This window comes from Cohnella sp. GCM10020058 (assembly GCF_042683485.1).
Classification (GTDB): domain Bacteria; phylum Bacillota; class Bacilli; order Paenibacillales; family Paenibacillaceae; genus Cohnella.
The window spans coordinates 34,759-54,676 of sequence record NZ_JBHUJV010000003.1 but is presented as its reverse complement, the minus strand read 5'-3'; the positions used below and the strand labels follow the sequence as shown (position 1 = coordinate 54,676).

31 protein-coding genes are annotated in these 19,918 nt (G+C 51.5%); 25 read left to right on the top strand and 6 right to left on the bottom strand.

Translation table 11 applies throughout. From position 1 onward, the window contains the following. The first annotated feature begins 115 nt into the window (after nt 1–115). From ACFSR7_RS06065 to ACFSR7_RS06055, 3 genes are read left to right on the top strand one after another with little or no spacing between them, the layout of a single operon-like run. Nucleotides 116–1,219, top strand: a complete 1,104-nt coding sequence (locus ACFSR7_RS06065; protein ID WP_378159656.1) for a hypothetical protein — start codon at nt 116–118, stop codon at nt 1,217–1,219. Between the two features lie 16 nt (nt 1,220–1,235). Beyond that, nucleotides 1,236–1,724 carry a hypothetical protein gene (locus ACFSR7_RS06060; RefSeq protein ID WP_378159655.1) on the top strand — a complete coding sequence of 163 codons (489 nt, stop codon included), beginning with the start codon at nt 1,236–1,238 and terminating at the stop codon, nt 1,722–1,724. Between the two features lie 55 nt (nt 1,725–1,779). Beyond that, a complete protein-coding gene (locus ACFSR7_RS06055; RefSeq protein WP_378159654.1) occupies nt 1,780–2,247 on the top strand; it encodes a gamma-glutamylcyclotransferase family protein in 468 nt (155 codons plus the stop codon). Here the strand turns inward: ACFSR7_RS06055 and ACFSR7_RS06050 are convergent. Then, a complete protein-coding gene (locus ACFSR7_RS06050; RefSeq protein WP_378159653.1) occupies nt 2,244–2,762 on the bottom strand; it encodes a YhjD family protein in 519 nt (172 codons plus the stop codon). The two genes, ACFSR7_RS06055 and ACFSR7_RS06050, sit on opposite strands and share 4 nt — an antisense overlap. Before the next feature lie 62 nt (nt 2,763–2,824). On the opposite strand from ACFSR7_RS06050, the gene ACFSR7_RS06045 reads away from it, so the two are divergent. Continuing rightward, nucleotides 2,825–2,992 carry a hypothetical protein gene (locus tag ACFSR7_RS06045; RefSeq protein WP_378159652.1) on the top strand — a complete coding sequence of 56 codons (168 nt, stop codon included), beginning with the start codon at nt 2,825–2,827 and terminating at the stop codon, nt 2,990–2,992. On the opposite strand, the gene ACFSR7_RS06040 is transcribed toward ACFSR7_RS06045, so the two are convergent. Continuing rightward, nucleotides 2,987–3,139, bottom strand: a complete 153-nt coding sequence (locus ACFSR7_RS06040; protein WP_378159651.1) for a hypothetical protein — start codon at nt 3,137–3,139, stop codon at nt 2,987–2,989. The two genes, ACFSR7_RS06045 and ACFSR7_RS06040, sit on opposite strands and share 6 nt — an antisense overlap. Before the next feature lie 173 nt (nt 3,140–3,312). Continuing rightward, nucleotides 3,313–3,831 (bottom strand): hypothetical protein, encoded by a 519-nt coding sequence (locus ACFSR7_RS06035; protein WP_378159650.1) that lies wholly within the window; start codon nt 3,829–3,831, stop codon nt 3,313–3,315. A gap of 200 nt (nt 3,832–4,031) precedes the next feature. Between ACFSR7_RS06035 and ACFSR7_RS06030 the strand changes: the two genes are divergently transcribed. From ACFSR7_RS06030 to ACFSR7_RS05995, 8 genes are all read left to right on the top strand, one after another. Then, complete coding sequence (locus tag ACFSR7_RS06030) at nt 4,032–4,157, top strand: hypothetical protein (protein WP_378159649.1); 126 nt, start codon at nt 4,032–4,034, stop codon at nt 4,155–4,157. Nucleotides 4,158–4,239: 82 nt separating this feature from the next. Next, nucleotides 4,240–4,404, top strand: coding sequence for a hypothetical protein (locus ACFSR7_RS06025; RefSeq protein WP_378159648.1), 165 nt, complete (start codon nt 4,240–4,242; stop codon nt 4,402–4,404). A 512-nt stretch (nt 4,405–4,916) separates the two neighbouring features. Then, nucleotides 4,917–5,195: a hypothetical protein gene (locus tag ACFSR7_RS06020; RefSeq protein ID WP_378159647.1), complete on the top strand. Its 279-nt coding sequence runs from the start codon at nt 4,917–4,919 to the stop codon at nt 5,193–5,195. Between the two features lie 18 nt (nt 5,196–5,213). Further along, on the top strand, nt 5,214–5,459 hold the full coding sequence (locus tag ACFSR7_RS06015) for a hypothetical protein (RefSeq protein WP_378159646.1): 246 nt from the start codon (nt 5,214–5,216) through the stop codon (nt 5,457–5,459). A 64-nt stretch (nt 5,460–5,523) separates the two neighbouring features. Further along, nucleotides 5,524–6,495, top strand: a complete 972-nt coding sequence (locus tag ACFSR7_RS06010) for a hypothetical protein (RefSeq protein ID WP_378159645.1) — start codon at nt 5,524–5,526, stop codon at nt 6,493–6,495. Between the two features lie 588 nt (nt 6,496–7,083). Then, a complete protein-coding gene (locus ACFSR7_RS06005; protein WP_378159644.1) occupies nt 7,084–7,380 on the top strand; it encodes a hypothetical protein in 297 nt (98 codons plus the stop codon). A gap of 179 nt (nt 7,381–7,559) precedes the next feature. Next, nucleotides 7,560–7,994, top strand: a complete 435-nt coding sequence (locus tag ACFSR7_RS06000) for a hypothetical protein (protein ID WP_378159643.1) — start codon at nt 7,560–7,562, stop codon at nt 7,992–7,994. Nucleotides 7,995–8,261: 267 nt separating this feature from the next. Next, entirely contained in the window at nt 8,262–8,507 is a 246-nt protein-coding gene (locus ACFSR7_RS05995) for a hypothetical protein (protein ID WP_378159642.1), read from the top strand. A 433-nt stretch (nt 8,508–8,940) separates the two neighbouring features. Here ACFSR7_RS05995 and ACFSR7_RS05990 read toward each other — a convergent pair whose 3' ends face one another. Beyond that, nucleotides 8,941–9,621: an SOS response-associated peptidase gene (locus ACFSR7_RS05990; RefSeq protein WP_378159641.1), complete on the bottom strand. Its 681-nt coding sequence runs from the start codon at nt 9,619–9,621 to the stop codon at nt 8,941–8,943. Between the two features lie 37 nt (nt 9,622–9,658). Continuing rightward, complete coding sequence (locus tag ACFSR7_RS05985) at nt 9,659–10,045, bottom strand: YhjD family protein (protein WP_378159640.1); 387 nt, start codon at nt 10,043–10,045, stop codon at nt 9,659–9,661. Between the two features lie 120 nt (nt 10,046–10,165). Between ACFSR7_RS05985 and ACFSR7_RS05980 the strand changes: the two genes are divergently transcribed. Both ACFSR7_RS05980 and ACFSR7_RS05975 read left to right on the top strand, forming a co-directional pair. After that, nucleotides 10,166–11,014, top strand: coding sequence for an ATP-dependent DNA ligase (locus tag ACFSR7_RS05980; protein ID WP_378159639.1), 849 nt, complete (start codon nt 10,166–10,168; stop codon nt 11,012–11,014). Between the two features lie 193 nt (nt 11,015–11,207). Next, on the top strand, nt 11,208–11,837 hold the full coding sequence (locus ACFSR7_RS05975) for a hypothetical protein (protein WP_378159638.1): 630 nt from the start codon (nt 11,208–11,210) through the stop codon (nt 11,835–11,837). Between the two features lie 89 nt (nt 11,838–11,926). Here the strand turns inward: ACFSR7_RS05975 and ACFSR7_RS05970 are convergent, their stop codons facing one another. Next, nucleotides 11,927–12,190 carry a hypothetical protein gene (locus ACFSR7_RS05970; protein ID WP_378159637.1) on the bottom strand — a complete coding sequence of 88 codons (264 nt, stop codon included), beginning with the start codon at nt 12,188–12,190 and terminating at the stop codon, nt 11,927–11,929. A gap of 61 nt (nt 12,191–12,251) precedes the next feature. Here ACFSR7_RS05970 and ACFSR7_RS05965 point away from each other — a divergent pair, with 61 nt between their 5' ends. From ACFSR7_RS05965 to ACFSR7_RS05915, 11 genes are all read left to right on the top strand, one after another. Then, nucleotides 12,252–12,659: a hypothetical protein gene (locus ACFSR7_RS05965; protein WP_378159636.1), complete on the top strand. Its 408-nt coding sequence runs from the start codon at nt 12,252–12,254 to the stop codon at nt 12,657–12,659. 12 nt (nt 12,660–12,671) lie between these two features. Continuing rightward, entirely contained in the window at nt 12,672–12,884 is a 213-nt protein-coding gene (locus tag ACFSR7_RS05960; RefSeq protein WP_378159635.1) for a hypothetical protein, read from the top strand. A 401-nt stretch (nt 12,885–13,285) separates the two neighbouring features. Further along, complete coding sequence (locus ACFSR7_RS05955) at nt 13,286–13,825, top strand: hypothetical protein (protein WP_378159634.1); 540 nt, start codon at nt 13,286–13,288, stop codon at nt 13,823–13,825. A 119-nt stretch (nt 13,826–13,944) separates the two neighbouring features. Next, entirely contained in the window at nt 13,945–14,295 is a 351-nt protein-coding gene (locus ACFSR7_RS05950; RefSeq protein WP_378159633.1) for a hypothetical protein, read from the top strand. Between the two features lie 23 nt (nt 14,296–14,318). Then, nucleotides 14,319–14,792, top strand: coding sequence for a hypothetical protein (locus ACFSR7_RS05945; protein WP_378159632.1), 474 nt, complete (start codon nt 14,319–14,321; stop codon nt 14,790–14,792). Nucleotides 14,793–14,794: 2 nt separating this feature from the next. After that, nucleotides 14,795–15,247: a hypothetical protein gene (locus ACFSR7_RS05940; RefSeq protein WP_378159724.1), complete on the top strand. Its 453-nt coding sequence runs from the start codon at nt 14,795–14,797 to the stop codon at nt 15,245–15,247. After that, the gene (locus tag ACFSR7_RS05935; RefSeq protein ID WP_378159631.1) at nt 15,201–16,127 is read left to right on the top strand and encodes a hypothetical protein; all 927 of its coding nucleotides are present in this window, start codon (nt 15,201–15,203) and stop codon (nt 16,125–16,127) included. Before ACFSR7_RS05940 ends, ACFSR7_RS05935 begins: the two co-directional genes overlap by 47 nt. Nucleotides 16,128–16,147: 20 nt before the next feature. Continuing rightward, nucleotides 16,148–17,194: a tyrosine-type recombinase/integrase gene (locus ACFSR7_RS05930; RefSeq protein WP_378159630.1), complete on the top strand. Its 1,047-nt coding sequence runs from the start codon at nt 16,148–16,150 to the stop codon at nt 17,192–17,194. 513 nt (nt 17,195–17,707) lie between these two features. After that, nucleotides 17,708–17,929, top strand: a complete 222-nt coding sequence (locus ACFSR7_RS05925) for a hypothetical protein (protein ID WP_378159629.1) — start codon at nt 17,708–17,710, stop codon at nt 17,927–17,929. Then, nucleotides 17,910–18,305, top strand: a complete 396-nt coding sequence (locus ACFSR7_RS05920; RefSeq protein WP_378159628.1) for a helix-turn-helix domain-containing protein — start codon at nt 17,910–17,912, stop codon at nt 18,303–18,305. The genes ACFSR7_RS05925 and ACFSR7_RS05920 overlap by 20 nt, the downstream gene beginning before the upstream one ends. Before the next feature lie 218 nt (nt 18,306–18,523). Continuing rightward, a complete protein-coding gene (locus ACFSR7_RS05915) occupies nt 18,524–19,171 on the top strand; it encodes an SEC-C metal-binding domain-containing protein (RefSeq protein ID WP_378159627.1) in 648 nt (215 codons plus the stop codon). Nucleotides 19,172–19,918: the final 747 nt, after the last annotated feature.

The window sequence follows — 19,918 nt, the reverse complement described above, 5'->3', positions numbered from 1 at the left end:
GGCGCTAAATAGGGGCGCCTTTTTATTATGGTTTACAACATCCAAAATTCAAGTTGATTACTTGAATAATAAATGCTAAAATTCAAGTATATCAAACATTGGATGTGATGCTTAAATGGATCCAAGAAAGAATGCCTACGAAATATCTCTTGGCCAAGTGCAAACGGAATGGACGGATCGCAAGGGGAAATGGCGGATATCAGGATTGATCCGTACTTTGGCACACGGCGATGAATTCAGATATGAAACGACGCTGAAGTTTATCAGTAATCCAGAGGCAGGTCTGAAGTCGAAAGGGTGGGGCTATGCATTTCTAGGGTTCAATAAAAAAATATGCATAGAAAGCTTCCGCCGGCAGGTTAAGCGTGCAGTCGGTTATACGCCGAGCCTAAAGATTCAAGAATCCGTTATAGCGCAGCTGGAGATTCTACAACAGGCCCATCTGGAGGAAGATCGGTTCTATGCGCCAAAAGATAAAGCCCCGGCCTATGAACATGTTGAAGCTTGCTTCCAGCTGGCTATGAATCGCTATTATCAAAGAGAAAGCCTCCCGGAGCAATATACCGGTTCCCACCGTAGCAACTTTGATCGCTTTGTCTCAAAAGAAGAGCAGCAAAGCTTGACTGAGGCGTTTAAGGTTATAAACGGGCATGCATGCGTAATGCCCGAAAATGGTATTCATGGCGGCCATATGCACTTATTTCGAACAAGATTAAGGGATGCCATTGATGAAGCTGATAGGACTGCGGCGGCCCAAAAAAGTCGCGAGAGGCTACAACGTCTTGAAGGTCTATTGGAAACTGATCCTGGATTCCGCCGTCTCGTCGCGCATGCGTTGGCGGCTGCTAAGACATCCAGATACCGGCAACTAGCTTACGAGTATGAACTGTCTTACCGATTATACGGGTACGCCAAGAATATAGACGAAATGCGAAAATCGATCGGGGAGTTGCGTGAGGCATTAGCACCTTACCAACTCGAGACATACGACGTAACATTGCTGATGAAATTGGGACGAGCATACTTAAATGCCGGCGGCATTCTGCCTCCTGTAAGTGCACCATTCGAGCGTGATAATAGGCGCTATTATTTTGGTGATAAGTATGACGTTGGGGGCCGATGGGTGGAGGTTAGAGCAATGAAACGCCTTTATCTTTACCTTGGTAACGGATCAAGGGTGCGGATATCTGAAGAAAAGGCCGATATAGTAAGCAAATAAAGGAAGGGAGTAAACCATGAAAACTGCTGCAGAAGCACAAGAAGAACTGAGATCGCAGTACGATCGGCTGATTGGAATTTTTGCTGAATCCATTGACGCTGTGCTCGATGAGGAGCTCCCAGTCAACGAGTTTCCAGATCTGATAACCAAGCTCGCTCGAGAAGGAAAGAAGCTGGAGTTCCCTTTGACCCAGCATAACGTAATGGCTTGGATGGTCGAGCACTGTTTTAAGCAAGGCATTTTCAAAATGAAGCAGGTACGTCATCAAGATGTTGATTTAAAGCCTTTCCTGCAGCACGAAGTCATTAATGGAAAGCCGTTTTTTACTAACTGGCCCTTTCCCGATGGTGAAAAATACATTGTAGAAATCTTCTCTCGGAGCAAGCAGTACCAAGGGCTGAAAGATAAGCTTCATGCCGCTGGATATGAAGTGGAAGAGGAGTCTACAGCGCTGAACATTAGGCTGAAAATCGGAATCCCAGGTAATCCATTTAGTCATGAATAAATCAAACAGTCAGCTCCTAGTCAGGAGCTGACTGCATATACGGGGTTGGTCTAATATGGAAGAGAGGTTGTATTTTGCCTATGGATCTAATTTAAATAGGGAACAAATGAGACGGCGATGTCCTTCTGCGCAGGCGATCGGACGGGCATATCTCCCTCACTATAGCCTTGAATTCAAGGCGAATTTGAATGGGGTCGGTGTAGCTAACATTCGTCAAGAGTACGGAAGTTATGTAGAAGGAGCCCTGTACCAGCTTACTGAAAGGTGCCAAAATACCCTTGATGGCTTCGAAGGACATCCGTATGTGTATCGGCGCAATATGGTTAAGGTTTTCGATTATGATCACCAGGAAAACTGGGCATGTACGTACATTCTCGGCCGCGGCGAATTTGCACAACCAAGCGATGAATACTTAGATCGTATTCAGGACGGCTATCTAGACTTCGGTATACCATTTGAAAGATTAGCAGCAGCATATGAAGAAGCCATCATTTATCTTCGCGATGAGGATTGGTTATATTAATGAACTTGGCCTGGTGGCCATGCTCCAATCATCTTTGGTCCAATCGGTAACAGGGCATTCACATACTCCGAAATTCGCAAGTTAATACTTTGCTTGGCAAAGTCACGATCGATGCCAAGTTCCCCTTCCCGGCCACTGCACAGGTACTTGTAGTATGCAGTGCTGCCCTCCTGATGTGATTTCCAAATTCTAATGTTCTGTTGCTGCAATGATTTTTTATTATTCAAAAGGTCTTGGCCGATTCTTGCGTGCAATATTGTTAGTGCTCTCATATAAAGTTGACGCATCGGCTGAGGGTCTTTATCAAGTTGAGTCATTGTTCTGTCAACCATATCGCGCAGCATGGGGAGCAAAATATAAGTACGAATCAACATGAGATCCGCGCGCGTGGCTTCTTTTTGTTCGATTGCTGCGGTAGGGTTGTTGCGTTTATAATCGTGTTCCTTGAGGGCTTCGACATGTTCAGTAAGCATCATCTTCGTCTGCCATCGGTTATTCGCGTCTAACTTCGTCAAGGAAATGCCTCCCCCAAAAAAGAGAACTAATGTTCTTATATTTTAGAGCGATGTTCCTTAATATGCAACCATCCATATCCTTCTATGTGCGGAGTGCCGGCGTGGCGCTAAAGGAGCAGCTGCAGCAGCAGGCGCCGGTGGGCGGCCGTGTCATCCGGATCTGCAGCGATCGGGGACCAGGAGTCGACGACGTCGCGACCGGGGCTGCGCTCGAGGAGCTGCAGCTATAGGCGCCGGCAGCCGGCCGCGTCATCCGGATCTGCAGCGATCGGCAACCAGGAGCCGACGACGTCGCGGCCAGCGCGGCGCTCGAGCAGCTGCTGCAGCTGAAGGCGCCGGTAGCCGGCCGCGTCATCCGGATCTGCAGCGATCGGCAACCAGGTGCCTGCGACGTTACGGCCCGGCGCGGCGCTCGAGCAGCTGCTGCAGCTGAAGGCGCTGGTAGCCGGATCGCGGCGATCGGCAACCAGGAGCCGACGACGTCGCGGCCTGCGCGGGCTCGAGCTGCTGCTGCAGCTGAAGGCGCCGGCAGCCGGATCGCGGCGATCGGCTACCAGGCGCCGACGACGTCGCGGCCAGCGCGGCGCTCGAGCAGCTGCTGCAGCTGAAGGCGCCGGCAGCCGGCCGCGTCATCCGGATCTGCAGCGATCGGCAACCGGGCGCCAGCGACGTCGCGGCCGGCGCGGCGTTCGAAGAGCAGCTGCAGCTGAAGGCGCCGGCGGGCGGCCGTGTCATTCGGATCTGCAGCGATCGGCAACCAGGTGCCTGCGACGTTGCGGCCCGGCGCGGCGATCGGCAACCAGGAGCCGACGACGTCGCGGCCAGCGCGGGCTCGAGCTGCTGCTGCAGCTGAAGGCGCCGGCAGCCGGATCGCGGCGATCGGCAACCAGGAGCCGACGACGTCGCGGCCAGCGCGGCGCTCGAGCAGCTGCTGCAGCTGAAGGAGCCGGCCAGCCGGCCGCGTCATCCGGATCTGCAGCGATCGGCAACCGGGCGCCAGCGACGGCGCGGCCGGCGCGGCGTTCGAGGAGCAGCTGCAGCCGAAGGCGCCGACGGGCGGCCGTGGCATCCGGATCTGCAGCGATCGGCAACCAGGCGCCAGCGCCGGCGCGGCCGGCGCAGCGCTCGAGGAGCAGCTACAGCTGAAGGCGCTTGCGGTCCGGCCGCTGCATCCGGATCTGCATCGATCGACAACCAGGAGTTGGCGACGTCGCGGCCGACGGTCCGCGCTAAAGGAGCAGCTGCAGCCGAAGGCGCCGACGGGCGGCCGTGGCATCCGGATCTGCAGTGATCGGCAACCAGGAGTCGGCGGCGTCGCGGCGACGGTCCACGCTCGAGGAGCAGCTACAGCTGAAGGCGCTGGCAGTCCGGCCGCTGCATGCGGATCTGCATTGATCGACAAACAGGAGTCGGCGACGTCGCGGCCGACGGTCCGCGCTCAAGGAACAGCTGCAGCCGAAGGCGCCGGCGGGCGGCCGTGGCATCCGGATCTGCAGCGATCAACAACCAGGCGCCGGCGACGTTGCTGCCGCTCGGTCCGCGTGGGGAGCTACTGCAGCTGAAATCGGCCGGCCGCTGCATCCGAATCAACAGCTATCGGCGCCAGGCGCCGGCGACGTCGCGGCCGGGTGTCCGCGCTTGAGGAGCAGCTGCAGCTGAAGGCGCTGGCGGTTCGGCCGCTGCATCCGGATATGCAGCGATCGGCAACCAGGCGCCGGCGAACTTCGCGGCCGGCGCGGCGCTCGAGGATCTACTGCAGCTGAAGGCACCGGGGTCCGGGCCGCGCCCTTCCGGAACTGCAGCGATCGTAACCAGGGGCGTCGACGACGTGCGCCCGCCGGCGCCACGCTCGAGATTTGAAGTTGCAGCCGACGCCGGCAGCGCGTTGCATCCGGATCTGCAGCGATCGGCCACCAAGAGCCGACGACGTCACGGACGCTCGAGGAGCAGTTGCAGCTGAAGGCGCCGGCAAGCCAGCTGATTCATCCGGAACTGCAGCGATCGGCAACAGGAGTCGGCGACGTCGCGACAGGCGGTCAGTCGTGAGCTGGTGGCATAGGGAAAACAGATAAATAACAGCAACTAAAAATCAAGTTGACCACTTGAAATATAGATGCTACAATTCAAGTATAAAGATTGAAGGAGGCTGAAGCATTGTTCGTATTAGGTAAATTCAAGCTAGGAGTAGTACATGTGACTCCTGGTATCGTGGACAAAATTCACGAGGACGATCAAGTAATGGCTTTGCGAAGGCATCACATGGGGGATTGGGGAGATGTGAGTGTTGAAGATCAAGCGGCCAATAATGAAGCATTATTGACCAGGGAACGGCTCTTTTCAAAGTATAAAACAGCTGCTGGAGTAGTTTTTTGGATCATCACAGAAGCTGATCGAAGCTACACGACACTTTTACTACCAAGTGAAAACTACTAATGAAAGGAGGAGATAGCTTTGGCATTAACAACGAACGATTTTATATTGCTACGAATGGTTTTCAATGAAAAGCTTAGGCAAGCGGTATTGTCCAAAAACGAACAAGAGGTTGTTGAAATTCTGCATAATAGTTATCCGGAGCAGATGGGAGATCCGGTTTTTGTACACCCAGAACGGATTGACGTGGATTTTTTATACGACGAGTTCCTGAAGGAGGATAAGGAAGAGAAAATAAACGGATCTAATTACAACTGGGCACTCTGATCGCTGGACAAGTTTCCCTTTAGATGGTAAGAATGAATGAGATTATATAGAAAGAAGTGGAAGTATGCTCGATGCTTTTTTAAAGCAGTTGTTGAACTTGCCAGATACTCAAAAGAATGATGTTTTATCGCTCTGCCATGAGATCCTGCAGAATGAAAAATTACGCAACATAGCGAAATCGGTCTCGCTTGTAACGGATGACGCCGAGGTACCGCAGTTCACAAAAGACAGCACCTTGGACAGAATTGGACGTTACATTGTAAGTGCAAGGGCACAATCGAAACTTGATGCAACAACCAGGCAGTACGTTCCACCTATGAACAAATTTGCAATCGTCAAAGTGAACTTTGCCGGACTAGGATCGGAATTGGACGATCTTCATTTCGGCATTGTATGGGATGTCGAACGTAAGAGAGACCATATAAGTATTATTCCTACAACAAGTTACAAGCCGGGAACGACAAGAGAAAACGGGACAACGTTTAATCTAGGAAATATCTCATATTTACCAAATCAAACAGTGGTAATGATGCATCAGATCACCAGCGTTAGCCGGAAAAGAATCCAATCTCACCGTCACTATAACGACGCTACGGGGCGCTCAGGGGTCGTATATTTATCACCCGATCAAAGGCAACGTGTTTACGAAGGATTCAGGGTTTATGGATTAAACGAAGAGACGTTATACAATAAGCACATCCGCAACTCCTATTCGGACACACTTCCGATCTTTGAGGATCCGGAAGCACAATTTGATCATCTTCATAGGCCCATTATCGATGTGAGTAATACAAAGGACGAATTGGTATATAAACTTTATAGCGATCTAAATACCGAATATAAAATTATTCGGAAGGGAACAGGAATTCAAACTGCAGAACGAGATCTACTCCTGCGTAATTTGGTTAATGCAACGGCACAAGTTGATGCGACTGGAGCCATTATGCAAAGCCGATTAGACGTACGGATGGCTGCTTACACTAGTTTGCTAAGCAAGATTATTCAAGAGCCGAAGGATCCTGCATCAGCGGGCTAGATTCCAGGGAAATGCGTTAAATTGCTTGCGTTTTTATGTCATCTGGGTTATATTTATAACACAAGAGTTACACCGGAAACAAAACATGCCCCCTAGTGGGCCGCGAAAGTTGTAGCACATGCCCCTTAGTGGGCCGCAAGAAGACCCTTACCTAATGGTAAGGGTCTTCTTCATTATCCGACTCATAGGGGAAATAACCTAATAACGCGCCACAGCTAGGACATCTTTTTTTTTCAGTACCGTTCAGAAAGTTCGCAGTATCAATAGCAGCTTGTTCAGATAACGCAGGTAATATAACAGTAATCACGTTATTTCTACATTGCTGCTGATCGCAACAAGCAGCGACACTATATTTAGCCGCGATAGATCACCCTTCCCTTTAAATATCTCCTTATTAGATATGTACCGACTGAGGCGAATTGATACGTATTTTAAAAGAAGTTTCTACTATATAGTTGGCAACCGAACGACAGTAAGACTGCAGCAATTGCTGGTGCAGCTGAAGGTGCTGGCAAGCCAGACGCGGCATCCAGATCCGCATCGATCGAGAAGCCGGCGACATCGGCTGGCGCAGCATCCTGATCTGCAGTGATCGGGAGGCGCCGACAAACGGCCGCGTCATCCGATCTGCAGCGACCGGCAACCAAGGAGTCGGCAACGTCGGCCAGCGCGGCGCTCGAGGAGCAGTTGCAGCTGAAGGTGCAGGCAAGCCGGCCGCGTCATCCGGATCCGCATCGATCGAGGAGCCGGCGACGTCGGCTGGCGCGTATCCTGATCTGCAGCGATCGGGAGGCGCCGACAAACGGCCGCGTTATCCGATTTGCAGCGACCGGCAACCAGGAGTCGGCAATGTCGGCCAGCGCGGCGCTCGAGGAGCAGCTGTAGCTTAAGGCGCCGGCAGGCGACGTTGCATCCGGATCTGCAGCGATCGTCAACCAGGCGCCAGCGACGTCGCGGCCGGCGCGGCGCTCGAGGAACAGCTGCAGCTGAAGGCGCTGGCGGGCGGCCGTTGCATCCGGATCTGCAGCGATTGTAACCAGGGCGCCGGCGACGTCGCGGCCACCGTGGCGCTCGAGGAGCAGCTGCAGCTGAAGTCGCCAGCGCGCGGCGCTGCATCTGGATCTGCAGCGATCGTCAACCAGGACGCCGGCGACGTCGCGGCCGGCGCGGCGCTCGAGGAGCAGCTGCAGCTGAAGGCGCCGGCGGGCGGCCGTGTCATCCGGATCTGCAGCGATCGTCAACCAGGCGCCAGCGACGTCGCGGCCGGCGCGGCGCTCGAGGAGCAGCTGCAGCTGAAGGCGCTGGCGGGCGGCCGTTGCATCCGGATCTGCAGCGATTGTAACCAGGGCGCCGGCGACGTCGCGGCCGGCGCGGCGCTCGAGGAGCAGCTGCAGATGAAGTCGCCGGCGCGCGGCGCTGCATCCGGATCTGCAGCGATCGTAACCAGGGCGCCGGCGACGTCGCGGCCACCGCGGCGCTCGAGGAGCAGCTGCAGCTGAAGTCGCCGGCGCGCGGCGCTGCATCTGGATCTGCAGCGATCGTCAACCAGGACGCCGGCGACGTCGCGGCCGGCGCGGCGCTCGAGGAGCAGCTGTAGCTGAAGGCGCCGGCGGGCGGCCGTGTTATCCGGATCTGCAGCGATCATCAGCCAGGCGCCAGCGACGTCGCGGCCGGCGCGGCGCTCGAGGAGCAGCTGCAGCTGAAGGCGCTGGCGGGCGGCCGTTGCGTCCGGATCTGCAGCGATCGTCAACCAGGCGCCGGCGACGTTGCTGATGATCGGTCCGCGCGATAAGCAGCTGCAGCTGGAGGCGCCGGTGGACGGCCGTGGCGTCCGGATCTGCAGCGAGCGTCAATCAGGAGTCGGCGACATCGAGTCCGGCGCGGCACTCAAAGGAGCAACTGCAGCTGAAGGCGCCAGCGGGCGGGCCGTTGCATCCGGAACTGCAGCGAGCGTCAACCAGGAGTCGGCGACGTCGCGGCCGGCGCGGCGCTCGAGTAGCAGCTGCAGCTGAAGGTGCTGGCGGTCCGGCCGCTGCATCCGGATCTGCAGCGATCGGCAACCAGGAGTCGGCAACGTCGGCCAGCACGGCGCTCGAGCAGCTGCAGCTGAAGACGCCGGCAGCCGGCCGAGGTAGCCGGATCTGCAGTGATCGGCAACCAGGTGCCGGCGACGTCTCGGCCGGGCTGCGCTCGAGCAGCTGCAGCTGAAGACGCCGGCAGCCGGCCGCGGTATCCGGATCTGCAGCGATCGGCAACCAGGTGCCGGCGACGTCGCGGCCGGAGCAGCGCTCGAGCAGCTGCAGCTGAAGACGCCGGCAACGGCCGCGTCTTCCGGATCTGCAGCGATCCGTAAACAGATCTGCAGCGATCGGCAACCAGGCGCCGGCCACCGCAGCAGCATCCGGATAGCGATAAAAAAACACCGGCAGCGAACGCCGGTGTAGATTATTTACTATTTAATGGCACTTCATCAATTAGGGCAGCGCCTGTATTTTTTACGGATCCGACATCCTTAGAAACGGGATAACGGCGCATTTTGTTTGCGTCGTAAGGTACGAGAAGATCCTGCAGCTTGTCCATGTCATCCTCATGGGGGTCAAGCCACGAATCAAGGGCGGTAGGGGGAAGGAGGACGGGCATACGATCGTGCACAGATTCAACAAGTTCATTGGGCTTCGTCGTAATTATCGTGCAGCTGCGTAGTGGACCATCTGGACTGTTCCATTCTGTCCATAGGCCAGCAAAGCCAAAAGGTTCGCCGGATTTCAGTATAAAACGGTAAGGTTGCTTTCCGTCGTCCGTCTTCGCCCATTCGTAGAAGCCATCGGCCGGAATCACGGCCCGATGGCTTTTGATCAAGCCTTTGTATGCTGGTTTCGAAGTAAGTGTCTCTGCGCGGGCGTTGATCATCCTGTAGCCAATTTTTTTATCGTGAGCCCAGGCAGGTATAAGGCCCCAATGGAACATAGACAGAAGTCTCTGGCCATCTTCGTTTATGATTGTCGGGACGGCATGGGTTGGTGAAACATTGTAGTTAGGAGTCAGATGGATATCGCCTACTCGATCTATTTGGAACATCGACATAAGCTCTTCAAGGGTCGTTTGAATCGTGTACCGTCCGCACATGTGCCAATCAGCTCCCTATTCTAAAAAATCACTTCTACTACTTGATGGACTTAATATCCCGAATCAAATCACCCATATACTGTCCAAATTGAATGCTTATCTGCGCTTTAGCGACCTCTCTGTAAATTCCGAATTTATCTTCATACCCTCGCACGGTGTAGCGCAGCATTAGAATATCCTTCATTTCCTCTTGGGCCGGTCCGTGGACGCTAATACCCCGATCCCTAAATTCTTTCCGCATGCGGGCAGCCTCAGTGCTCAGCCTAGCGAGCAACAGATGTGCAGCCTCGACAAACAGTCTATTGAGTAAGTTACCGGATCGCTCTGCTTCTTCGAGCGCACGCTCGGCCATGGTAATCATAAATGGCAATAGTAAATAATCGCGTATCATCTCGAGCTCTGCGGCATCCACTCTGCCACCCATGGCATCCACCTCATTGCCACTTTATATCGAACTGACGTTCTTATGCAATACTTACCTGCATTCGCGCAAAGCAACGAGTGCTAAAATTATTATTACCAAAACAGGGGGAGACGACAGAAGATGTTTTTTCAACCAATGCTCCTTTCAAAAAGAGAAGATCCTTTTGATGACCCGCGATATTTCTTTGAGCCAAAAATCGATGGACATCGGTTGATTACGGCCATCAAGAATGGCCGTGCGACGCTATATACGAGGCACCAAACGCTATGCACGCCTCAATATCCGGAACTCCATGAAGTGCCACTTGCAGATATTACGGACGCGGTATTGGACGGGGAAGTAGCCCGCGTGGATCCGGTAACGGGAGCCGTAGATTTTGAGGCGGTCATGGAGCGGTTCCAGCTCAAGCAGGAAAGGAAGATCGAGGAGGCCGCGAAGTCCTGGCCAGTGCAATATTTCGTTTTTGATCTTCTCCAATACAAAGGTGAGGACCTTCGCTCTTGGCCACTCTCAAGGAGAAAAAAGTTACTGCAAGAAGTGTTGCGGCCTGATGCGCGCTTCAGCAACGTAATGAGTATTGAGGGATCGGGAACGGACTTGTTCGAGGCGGTTCGGCAACGGAAGCTAGAGGGCATTGTCGCGAAACGAACTAATAGCCCATATGTCGGGCGCCGGGATCCGCGCTGGATTAAGATCATCAACTATGAATACGCCGATGTGACGATTGCCGGTTATCGACGGGGCGAATTTGGTTGGCTTGCTCATTATGAAGGACGTCCGGCCGGCATCATCGAATTCGTGCCGATGGCTCATAAGAAGGCGTTTAGAGCGGTATCTTCGGGCCTGATCACTAGGCAGGACAAGAACTTTGTGTATATGGAGCCGCGGATTCAGGTGCGGGTAAGATTCAGGAATTGGACCCGACGAGGGATGCTGCGATCGCCGGAATTCGTTAATTTTATAATTTGAATTAAACCTTAAATTGAGTATCAAACGGATACAGAAGGTATGTCTAATCATGCCGTTTTGTGTCCTTTTTGTGTTACTATAGGAGCTAAGTACACTCCTAGAATATGGGAGAACATAACCGGGCAAACTTGGTGTTGGCTGCCGAGACGGACAATATATTTCTTGAAAGAAGAGAGTAAGGAGGGTCAAAAACATGGCCAATAAAATGGAGCATCATCACACAGATATTAGAAGATATACATGCGCATGTGGTACTGGTCACTATGAAAAGCGGTTCGTAACAAATAAGGATGATTATCTCCATGAAGAGTTTAAAACTGGGTATCGTTTAGTTTGTACTGCTTGCGAAAAAACATACTTGATAGAGGATGGTGAGCTTGTTCCTATAGGAGCCGTGGAGCAAACGGCACGTGTTTCAAGTACTCTCGACGCATGTTGCAACAAGATAACTGCGTATGCAGCAGCACATCATAAAGCCGAAATTCTAGAATTCATAAAATCTGTTCCGATGTCGCGCTTATACAGCATGTGGAAAATCGGAAGCCCAGCTTTACAGACATTTCGGAATAAACTTAAGCAGATGGGATACGAGGATACTTACAGACGTTATTTAGTTGGTAGTCATATCTGGAACGTGCAAAGGCTGATGGCTACAGTACAAGCCTGCGGTATACCCGATCCACAATTAGAGGCCTGGTTCGTGGAAGCAAATGATTTGGAAAGAGATCTTACGTCTGCTAAACAAGCGCAAAAAAGACAAGCATTTCAAGGCAAGTTTATTGATGAGCGTAGAACGTGGAGCGATGCCGAGGGAGGACTGTAGGAGAAAGAAATTAAAAGTTCCCCATCGCTAAAGTGACGGGGAACTAGGTTTGAGCTATAGGATGATTTGATTTAATCTTGAGTCGCTCCTTAAATGGCTTGCAGTAGGTGAGCCATGTTATTGAGGCATGAGGCAGTAACTTTGATTCGATTATTGCTCAGAAGCTGAAAGCTGGCATTGTTGCCGCTGTACCTGAAACTTCTGGCCAGAGAATATCGCTGAGGTGGCAGGCTGAATGTAAGCTCAAGATGTCCAACTGGTACCGGGCCGACGAGGCTGAATTCCGCACCTGTGCACTTGGCGCCAATGAGATGTTCGGCCTTTGCTACGACAGAATCCATTGTTGATGCCATGGTGGTTTCCCCCTTTCTATTAATTTGATCCTATTATAGGATCCTCAAAGGAGAAAGTAAATTGAAAATAGGCATGAAAACACACTATTTGGATCTGAGGAATCAGCAAATTTCTTTAAATACAATTCGTGCGATTGTATGCGACGGCGAACGCGTCATTTTTTTGCTGCTAAACAATGAAGATATGGAAGTAAGCTATTATTCTTTTGAGAAGTTAAAAGAAGCGCTAGTCGGTAATTATGGCTTTTCACGTCAGATAGATGTCGTAGGTCGAACGCTAGGCACGAAGCGTATTAAAGATAATGGAGCACCGTATCCGGCGCTAATAAATATAAGTCTAATTAATAAGGTCGCAGAAGAAGACTGGGAGGGACGGATCTATTTTACAGATGGATCCTGGCTTGAAAACACACAAGGATACCAGGGGATGCTCGATTCGCTTAATCTACCGACCATTGAAATTGAGTAGGGACTGAGAAAGATGGAGTCAAAAATAGTTTTGGAAACGTCTGCAGGAATTTGGTCCATTATTGCAGATTTATTTGCTAGCGGCCCAGCTGTACAAGTATTTTTAAACGGAAAATTGGTCGCTTCAAAATCATACAGTGAGCTTTTTTATGCCTTTACTGCTGCAGGGGCATTTGCAGATGATGTACAGCAGAACAAAGATATCTCCGAGATCTGTCTACCCTAAATCAATTGTGACAGTAACCGATGCCTGCAGCTGCTCTTCGGGCGCCTGGTTGCGATCGCAGCGGATCCGGGAGACGCGGCCGGCTTGCCGGCGCCTTCAGCTGCAGTTGCTCCTCGAACTCGCGCCGGCCGACGTCGCCGGGGCCTGGTTGCCGGTCGCTGCGGATCCGGAAGACGCGGACAGCTTGCCGGCGCCTTCAGCTGCAATTGCGACCGACGTCTCCGGCGCCTGGTTGCTGATCCTGCGGAACTCACGGTAAAGATGCTCAATTAATAACCATAAACAGGGCACAGAATGTAGATTCTGTGCCCTGTTTATGGTAAAATCAGGGTAGAATCAATTACATAAAGGGCCGATAACGGGCTTAAAACAGGGCACAGAAAACGGAAAGGGGCTTTTAGATGAATAGCTCTCTGGATAGATCAGATTTTTGGTCACACGGCAGCGCGATGCAAGCCTTTGTGCGCATCATCAAGGAGAACCCACAACTTCATTTGGATGAAGCAGAAATCGAAACGCCGCTGTACAAGCAGGTCATTAATGGCGACATCTGCGCGGATCAGTATAATTCGTGCGTGGCCCTGGTTGGTGTCGTGGAAGGGGATTATCGAAAGAGCTGGCGTCCGGGAGCAACGGTCGAATTCGACAAGGCCCTATTCGATCGAATTCCTTTTACCTACGAGCTGGATGTGGCATCTCGCACGATCACCATTGACGATATTCCAGATCGAACGGGTTTGTTCTTAATGCTTGTCTCCAAGGAAATCACGATTCGACTCCGGTTTTCCTTCTTGCACCAGATCGTCGAAGAAGTTGTTTCCTGGATCGCAGCGTTCCCGACTGAGGTCATCCCGGCCCAAGGGCGAAGAAGAAGCGCATGGAATTCAGTAAATGAAGTCTTTGAGACAATTCAAAATGTTCTTGCGAATAAACACTCATGAAGAGCGCTGTCGGATGAGCGGTTGAACTGCAGAGGGGATGGCAATGACCGAACTGGATGAAGTGAGGAGAGAACTGGAGCGAGAGAAAGCTGAAAGCTTTCGGCTTACAGGCTTGTTTTTTGAAGAGTCCGCCAGGAACACAGAATTACGACGCGAAGTTCGGCAGCTGCAGGAGCAGCTGGGCCGAGAAGCCGGCTACGGAGACCGAGGCAAGGCTGGTTCGAATCGCAAAGTACATTCTGGACGAGTACGACAGAGCTGGTCCGGAGATTCCCTTGGCGGCTGAATTGCTGACGGCGGAACATTGGCAGGCAGTGTGCCGTGGCTGGTCTGGCGACGTCCCGGATGCTAGCCGGAACAAAATCAACGATTTTGTCGCGCTGCAGACGAAAGTGATTCTAGAGGACAGCAAATACAGTCCGTCGCAGCAGGTGCAGATCTTACGCGCCATGATTCGTGCACTATATTAATGAAGAAACAGGAGTGAACGACGATGGATCGGAAGGATACACGGCTGCTGCCTTACCTCGTGGAATACGAGACGATTTTAAAAAATGTCGCATTAACGGACGAGAAGAACGATATGCAGATGGCAGCGCTCATGACGGCCATGGAGAGGCAGTTTAGTATTCCGTGGTTGAACAACATGGAATTCAACGCTGCAAATGCAGAGTGCATCGAACTGTATCGCAAGATCGGAGATGCCAGGGTCACCTTGCGGGACGAGGACAAATTTATAGTCGGGCGCAAGCTTTATGTGGTCGACGGCGATGAGGAGCGTTTGGCCAAGGCGTTCGATAAGAAGGATCTGGGAACATCGGTGTGGTACCTTCTGAATGACCAGGACAATGAATGGGGTTATGCCTTGGATGCCGGCACTATCGAATGGACCGGCACGCGGTTTGTTTACGACTGCCGTAAAAATAATACGCCATTATCGTCTATTACGGGGAGGGATCTGGAGTGACTATGCAAAATCCGACGCAGCAGCCTTTTTTAATCGGGATCAGCTATCCCGATTATCGGCCAGGGATGAAGCTGTATTTGCATCAAGAACACGAAGGGCTGAAGGAAGGGGATGTCGTCACGATCCAAGAAGTGAGCGGCTTCGATCCAGAGACCAGAGCATACAAGACGCCGCGGGAACTGTATTTTATCGCCGCTGACGGTTTGAAAATCGTTTGGAACGAAGTGAAAATTTCCTGTTACATTGAGCGGAATGAGACGACTTCGTTCTTAGAGTCCATGTTCAAATATTATCAACGGCAAGCAGACGAAATGTTGAAGGATGTTCGTAATTACGAATGGACAAAAAGGAATCATGAAGATTTTCTTGATGAAAAGCATACGACGCTTCTCGAGCTGCTGATTCAGTATGAGTATGAACGTTCAAGAGGAGTGGATTCGCCTGTCAAAAACTAAAGCGGAAGAGTTTAGCTTGTTCCTGGAGCAGCTGGGGACTTTTTTCGAAAAAACTATGAATCAGGGAATGGCTGGGCATGGTGGCGCCGTCTGGCCGTTGGTTATCAGACGTTGGCCAAATGGCAAGTACGTGTATCGCTATCCGAACGTCTTTTTTCAAAATCTTCGCAGAAAAAATGATCTGTTCGTTTTTGCTGAAAGAAAGGCTGACCGACTTGTACTGCTTAAGTTTTTGGTTGATGAGCTTATGGCGGGCATGATTGATATCCATTTGTATCATTTCGGCACATGGCTGCTGTACCCATATGCGACCCGGAACCAAGACGAAGATGCAGAGTCTGCTGGTAAAAAGCGCTCCGACTACATGGCTACGTTACCAGGGTATGAACTGATGGATAACGACGAGTTCATAACGGAAGTTTGGGCTGATTTGATAGATCGACGGTACCCCGAAGTCGGAGAAGAAATTGTGTCGGTTCCAAGATTAAATCAGGTTCGCATGCTTTTTACAACAGAGCTGTTTGGCAACCATACGGGCAGATATTATTATGATGCTGATTGGGTGGAACCCATTTCCGGCTACACTCTCGAAGTGAAGAAATGGACCGCAGAGAAGGATCCAATGACGGCTGCGCCAAAGAAATCAGGGATGATTGAAGGGCCCATAATGCTTGGCCATCAGGGGAGCGGCAGTCTCAGGCATTTTGTTAGGGATAAGCCGATACACGCTGGCGACTACATAGAAGTCAAGTTCGGAGACGGCTGGATACCTGGACGATACGAATGGGATTTTGAACAAGGTGAGTTCATTAGGATTCATTCATCAAGAAATGACTGCTTTACGATTTCGGAGGGGCACATGGTCCGGATCAAAAGCTAAGGTAAGCAGGAGGGGCAGCATTGGCACAGATAAAGGCTATCGCAACATATGACGCCGAATTAGATCACCTGTCCTATTGGATTGAGCCGTTTATGGCCTACCTCGAGCAAGGGGGGGCCGGCGAGTTGAAAAAGACAAGGCGCCTACTTGAACGGTTTGTCGCATTTATCCGCGATCGCTACGACGGCAGTGATCAGATCTCAATCCTTGTGCCTCGAGACATAAAAGCATACCTCGATTGGTTACAAGCAAAAAAAGAGGACGGCGGATGTAACTACGCGCCATCTTATGTCAATGGACACCAGGTAGCTCTCGGACAATTTCTAGAATGGTTGGCAATCCGGTCACCGCAGCTGCTTAAAAGCAATCCCAGCAAAGGCGTCCAAATGGTCAGAGCGGTAGCGGAGCCAGAGGCCAAAGCGCTAACCCCGAGGCAGATCGTGAGCTTGAAGAACATTGCCGATCGACTGCCAACGTTACACTGCCGTAAGAATGCGCGTCCTTATCGGGATCGTGCTATCGTCTATGTACTCTTGTCTACCGGTCTTCGCCGGCATGAGCTTGTATTATTGGACTTAGCGCAGCTCGTTCCCCATGACGTTGAGGATCTCAAAAAAGCGAGGCGTGTTAAGATCGTCCGTGTACGGGGGAAACGGAAAACTGAGCGGACGGTTTTTATCTCAGCTGAAGCGCGCTGGGCGCTCGTGGAATACCTAGAGAAAGAACGGCCTTTAGATAGCGTAGCAGGCACGCGTGCATTGTTTCTCAGCGCTAGTGGAAAAGGGGAGAAGCGATTGCATGTGCGATCGCTCAATAAGATCCTCGATCCGATTGGTCGTTGGCACGATGCAGCTTTCCCGGATCCAGAACGGCAAATCGCTCCACTTTCGCCGCACGATCTAAGGCATACATGCGCAAGCGAGCTGCGAAGGAATAATCCGGAAATGACGGATCAGGATCTTATGATCTACATGGGGTGGTCCGACAAGGAGCAGCTGCTACGCTACACAAAAGCTCAGGAAGAGCTGATGTCCGGATTCGTCGAGCAGGCAAGCCAATCGATGTGAAAGGAGCGTCTATAACATGCCACAATGTGTTGTCTGCCAGCAAAGCGGAGAAGAAGGGTCCTTTGATAAACGCAACAAGGTTTGCACTAAATGCGAAGAGAATGGATATTCCTATTGCCCAGTCTGTATGCAGGCGGTACTCGACACTGTTCTGGAACGGGAAGTGCTTGTAGAGACTGCGGATGAAAAGGAGCCTTATGACACAGGAACGGTGGAGTGTTGTTCGATCTGCTTCAACAAATACTACCATGAGCCAGTATAGAGAAAGATAGGTGTGCATCGGGATGCCGGGTAATGAAAGCTCAAAATATATGTTGAGGCTATATTTCCTTGAAGAGAAATATAAGCTGCAAAAGCAACTTATCGATTGTCGCTTTTACGAATGGAGGAAGAAAAGAAACCTGAGATATTTAATGGAAATCAACGAAGATGCTTTAAAAACAACTTATTAGGCTCCGGGTTTAGCTTGCTCAACAAGCAACTGCATCTCGAATGCTGAAGGAGGATAGGAACATGGGATTTCGCGGTAGTAACGGCACATCGCATAAGACGTTCAAGAAAAAGGGCAGATGGGGCAAAAAGGTTCCGGTTACGCCCGCCTCTAAGGTAGTTACTTATCATATAAGCGAAACGGATAAAATGGGCAGCAGCGGAGTTAAGGATACTAAGCGAATTTTACAGGTGAGTATTAAATCTGACGAACGCGATACGATCAATGACAAAGAGAGAGAATGAAAAGTTCATCCGTGCCTTGGAAATCTCACATAAACTTGATTTTGAAGAGCACTTTTCTTCCGACCCGACTATGTTTGCATCATCGGTTGCCGAGTTGCTTGGAGTAAGCGTTGCAACAGTTTATTCCTGGCTTCGTATGGGCGAACTCCAAGGTCGACGAGTACTCGGCCTATGGTATATCGATCGCAAAAGTGTAATCGAGTTGGCAAAAGTAAAAGGGCACTATTCGCAGCTGACTCCTGGTTGGTACGTTTCTCGAGGGAGCCGTCGATATGTTGTGAAAAGCAATGTTCATGAAGTACAGTATGGGACTCCAGGAGGCGCAACGCGATATTGCAAGCCGCTGGAGTTCATTGAATGGCTTAGAGATGATTGATTATTAACTAGCAATATTTAGGGGGCACACTTTGTGGAAGTAAATAATAAGCAATTGATCGAGATACTCAGTAAATATCCTGATGACGCTCGAATTTTTATAGGCAATGGTCAAGTCGTTCATGGCATTATATGTATAAAAGTCGAAGATGTTTTCGATAGTTCGGGAGTAATTAAGAATGCTGTCCATATCTGCATGGAACCATAGGAGTGGAAAAAATGAATAAGAATATCAGCCGTAATGATCCATGTCCATGTGGCAGCGGAAAGAAATATAAAAACTGCCATCTCAATGCTACCGATACACCGACATGGCGAGATATCGCCCAGGGCATTTCGTTTGAACACCCTAATAGCGACATGATCTTGAAGACGTTCGGCGCTATGATGGATGATTTTCGCGTGCGTCGGCTTCGTGGAGGTTGCCATCTGCTTTCAGGGATTATGTATGTGCTGCTGAATGAGCAGGGTATCGAATCTGATCTCTGTATTGGCGAAGTCCGCCATCCCAGCGGTGCTGCTTTTGATCATTCATGGGTGGAGATCCTGGGGAAAGCATTTGACGTGGCCGTGCAAGAAACTGATGACGGAGAGCAACATGCTGCGGTATTTGCAGGCATCGATTTAGACACAGGGAAGGCTTCGAAATTTAATTACCGGCATAAATATAAGGGCCTTGATTCTATTGGTAGAAAAGCGCTCGAAACCCCACTATCTGTTTATATGGACGGAGCTCCCCGACAGCTTGGGAAGTGGGGAGGCATCGAGTCTATTGCAAAGCGTATCGGGCTCTCCGTGGATGTAACCACTCTGCAGATAAAATATCATGATGTACAGCGAAAATTTGTGGATGTAGTAAACCGTTAAAGAGGGGCGATTAGGCCAATGGGAGCCTATAAACTTAATTCATTAATTGATCGCCGATATAAAGAGATCATTTTTGTTATTGGATGCTTGTTGATGATCATTGGATTTTTGCTTTATAGAGAAAACGTGCTGGGATCCTTTTTTCTACTGCTTGGTGCGATTCCAGTTTCTATCGTAGGAGGTCTTTCAATAGGGGCCGTTCTAATTAGGGTTAAAAAACGAAATGATACTCATTGAAGCAAGGTGTAAGCATCCCTAAAGCTACATAATGAATAGGGTGAGTTCATGACATAGGGAGCTGCTGCAGCTGCTTCGCGCTGCCGGCCGGTGCCGGCGCACGATCGGGGATCCTGATGCACCTGGCCGTACTCTGCCGGCGGCCGCGACGTCGCGCGTACAACCAAGATCGAGCAGCAGCTGCATCGCGCTGCCGGCCGGCGCCGGCGTACTATCGGAGATCCGGATGCGCCTGGCCACGCTCTACCGGCGGCCACGACGTCGGGCGTACAACCAAGATCGAGCAGCAGCTGCTTCGCGCTGCCGGCCGGTGCCGGCGCACGATCAGGGATCCTGATGCACCTGGCCGTACTCTGCCGGCGGCCGCGACCGCTGCCGGCCAGCGCCGGCGTACTATCGGAGATCCGGATGCGCCTGGCCACGCTCTACCGGCGGCCACGACGTCGGGCGTACAACCAAGATCGAGCAGCAGCTGCTTCGCGCTGCCGGCCGGTGCCGGCGCACGATCAG

Excerpts from the sequence above, each read along its gene's own strand:
- ACFSR7_RS05925 (WP_378159629.1), top strand. The coding sequence starts at position 17,708 with ATGGGATTTCGCGGTAGTAACGGCACATCGCATAAGACGTTCAAGAAA.
- ACFSR7_RS06060 (WP_378159655.1), top strand. The coding sequence starts at position 1,236 with ATGAAAACTGCTGCAGAAGCACAAGAAGAACTGAGATCGCAGTACGAT.
- ACFSR7_RS05945 (WP_378159632.1), top strand. The coding sequence starts at position 14,319 with ATGGATCGGAAGGATACACGGCTGCTGCCTTACCTCGTGGAATACGAG.
- ACFSR7_RS05970 (WP_378159637.1), bottom strand. The coding sequence starts at position 12,190 with ATGGCATCAACAATGGATTCTGTCGTAGCAAAGGCCGAACATCTCATT.
- ACFSR7_RS05975 (WP_378159638.1), top strand. The coding sequence starts at position 11,208 with ATGGCCAATAAAATGGAGCATCATCACACAGATATTAGAAGATATACA.
- ACFSR7_RS05955 (WP_378159634.1), top strand. The coding sequence starts at position 13,286 with ATGAATAGCTCTCTGGATAGATCAGATTTTTGGTCACACGGCAGCGCG.
- ACFSR7_RS06045 (WP_378159652.1), top strand. The coding sequence starts at position 2,825 with ATGCAACCATCCATATCCTTCTATGTGCGGAGTGCCGGCGTGGCGCTA.
- ACFSR7_RS05935 (WP_378159631.1), top strand. The coding sequence starts at position 15,201 with ATGAGTATGAACGTTCAAGAGGAGTGGATTCGCCTGTCAAAAACTAAA.
- ACFSR7_RS06035 (WP_378159650.1), bottom strand. The coding sequence starts at position 3,831 with ATGCCACGGCCGCCCGTCGGCGCCTTCGGCTGCAGCTGCTCCTCGAAC.
- ACFSR7_RS05960 (WP_378159635.1), top strand. The coding sequence starts at position 12,672 with ATGGAGTCAAAAATAGTTTTGGAAACGTCTGCAGGAATTTGGTCCATT.
- ACFSR7_RS05920 (WP_378159628.1), top strand. The coding sequence starts at position 17,910 with ATGACAAAGAGAGAGAATGAAAAGTTCATCCGTGCCTTGGAAATCTCA.
- ACFSR7_RS06010 (WP_378159645.1), top strand. The coding sequence starts at position 5,524 with ATGCTCGATGCTTTTTTAAAGCAGTTGTTGAACTTGCCAGATACTCAA.
- ACFSR7_RS05940 (WP_378159724.1), top strand. The coding sequence starts at position 14,795 with ATGCAAAATCCGACGCAGCAGCCTTTTTTAATCGGGATCAGCTATCCC.
- ACFSR7_RS05980 (WP_378159639.1), top strand. The coding sequence starts at position 10,166 with ATGTTTTTTCAACCAATGCTCCTTTCAAAAAGAGAAGATCCTTTTGAT.
- ACFSR7_RS06065 (WP_378159656.1), top strand. The coding sequence starts at position 116 with ATGGATCCAAGAAAGAATGCCTACGAAATATCTCTTGGCCAAGTGCAA.
- ACFSR7_RS05915 (WP_378159627.1), top strand. The coding sequence starts at position 18,524 with ATGAATAAGAATATCAGCCGTAATGATCCATGTCCATGTGGCAGCGGA.
- ACFSR7_RS05990 (WP_378159641.1), bottom strand. The coding sequence starts at position 9,621 with ATGTGCGGACGGTACACGATTCAAACGACCCTTGAAGAGCTTATGTCG.
- ACFSR7_RS06055 (WP_378159654.1), top strand. The coding sequence starts at position 1,780 with ATGGAAGAGAGGTTGTATTTTGCCTATGGATCTAATTTAAATAGGGAA.
- ACFSR7_RS05985 (WP_378159640.1), bottom strand. The coding sequence starts at position 10,045 with ATGGGTGGCAGAGTGGATGCCGCAGAGCTCGAGATGATACGCGATTAT.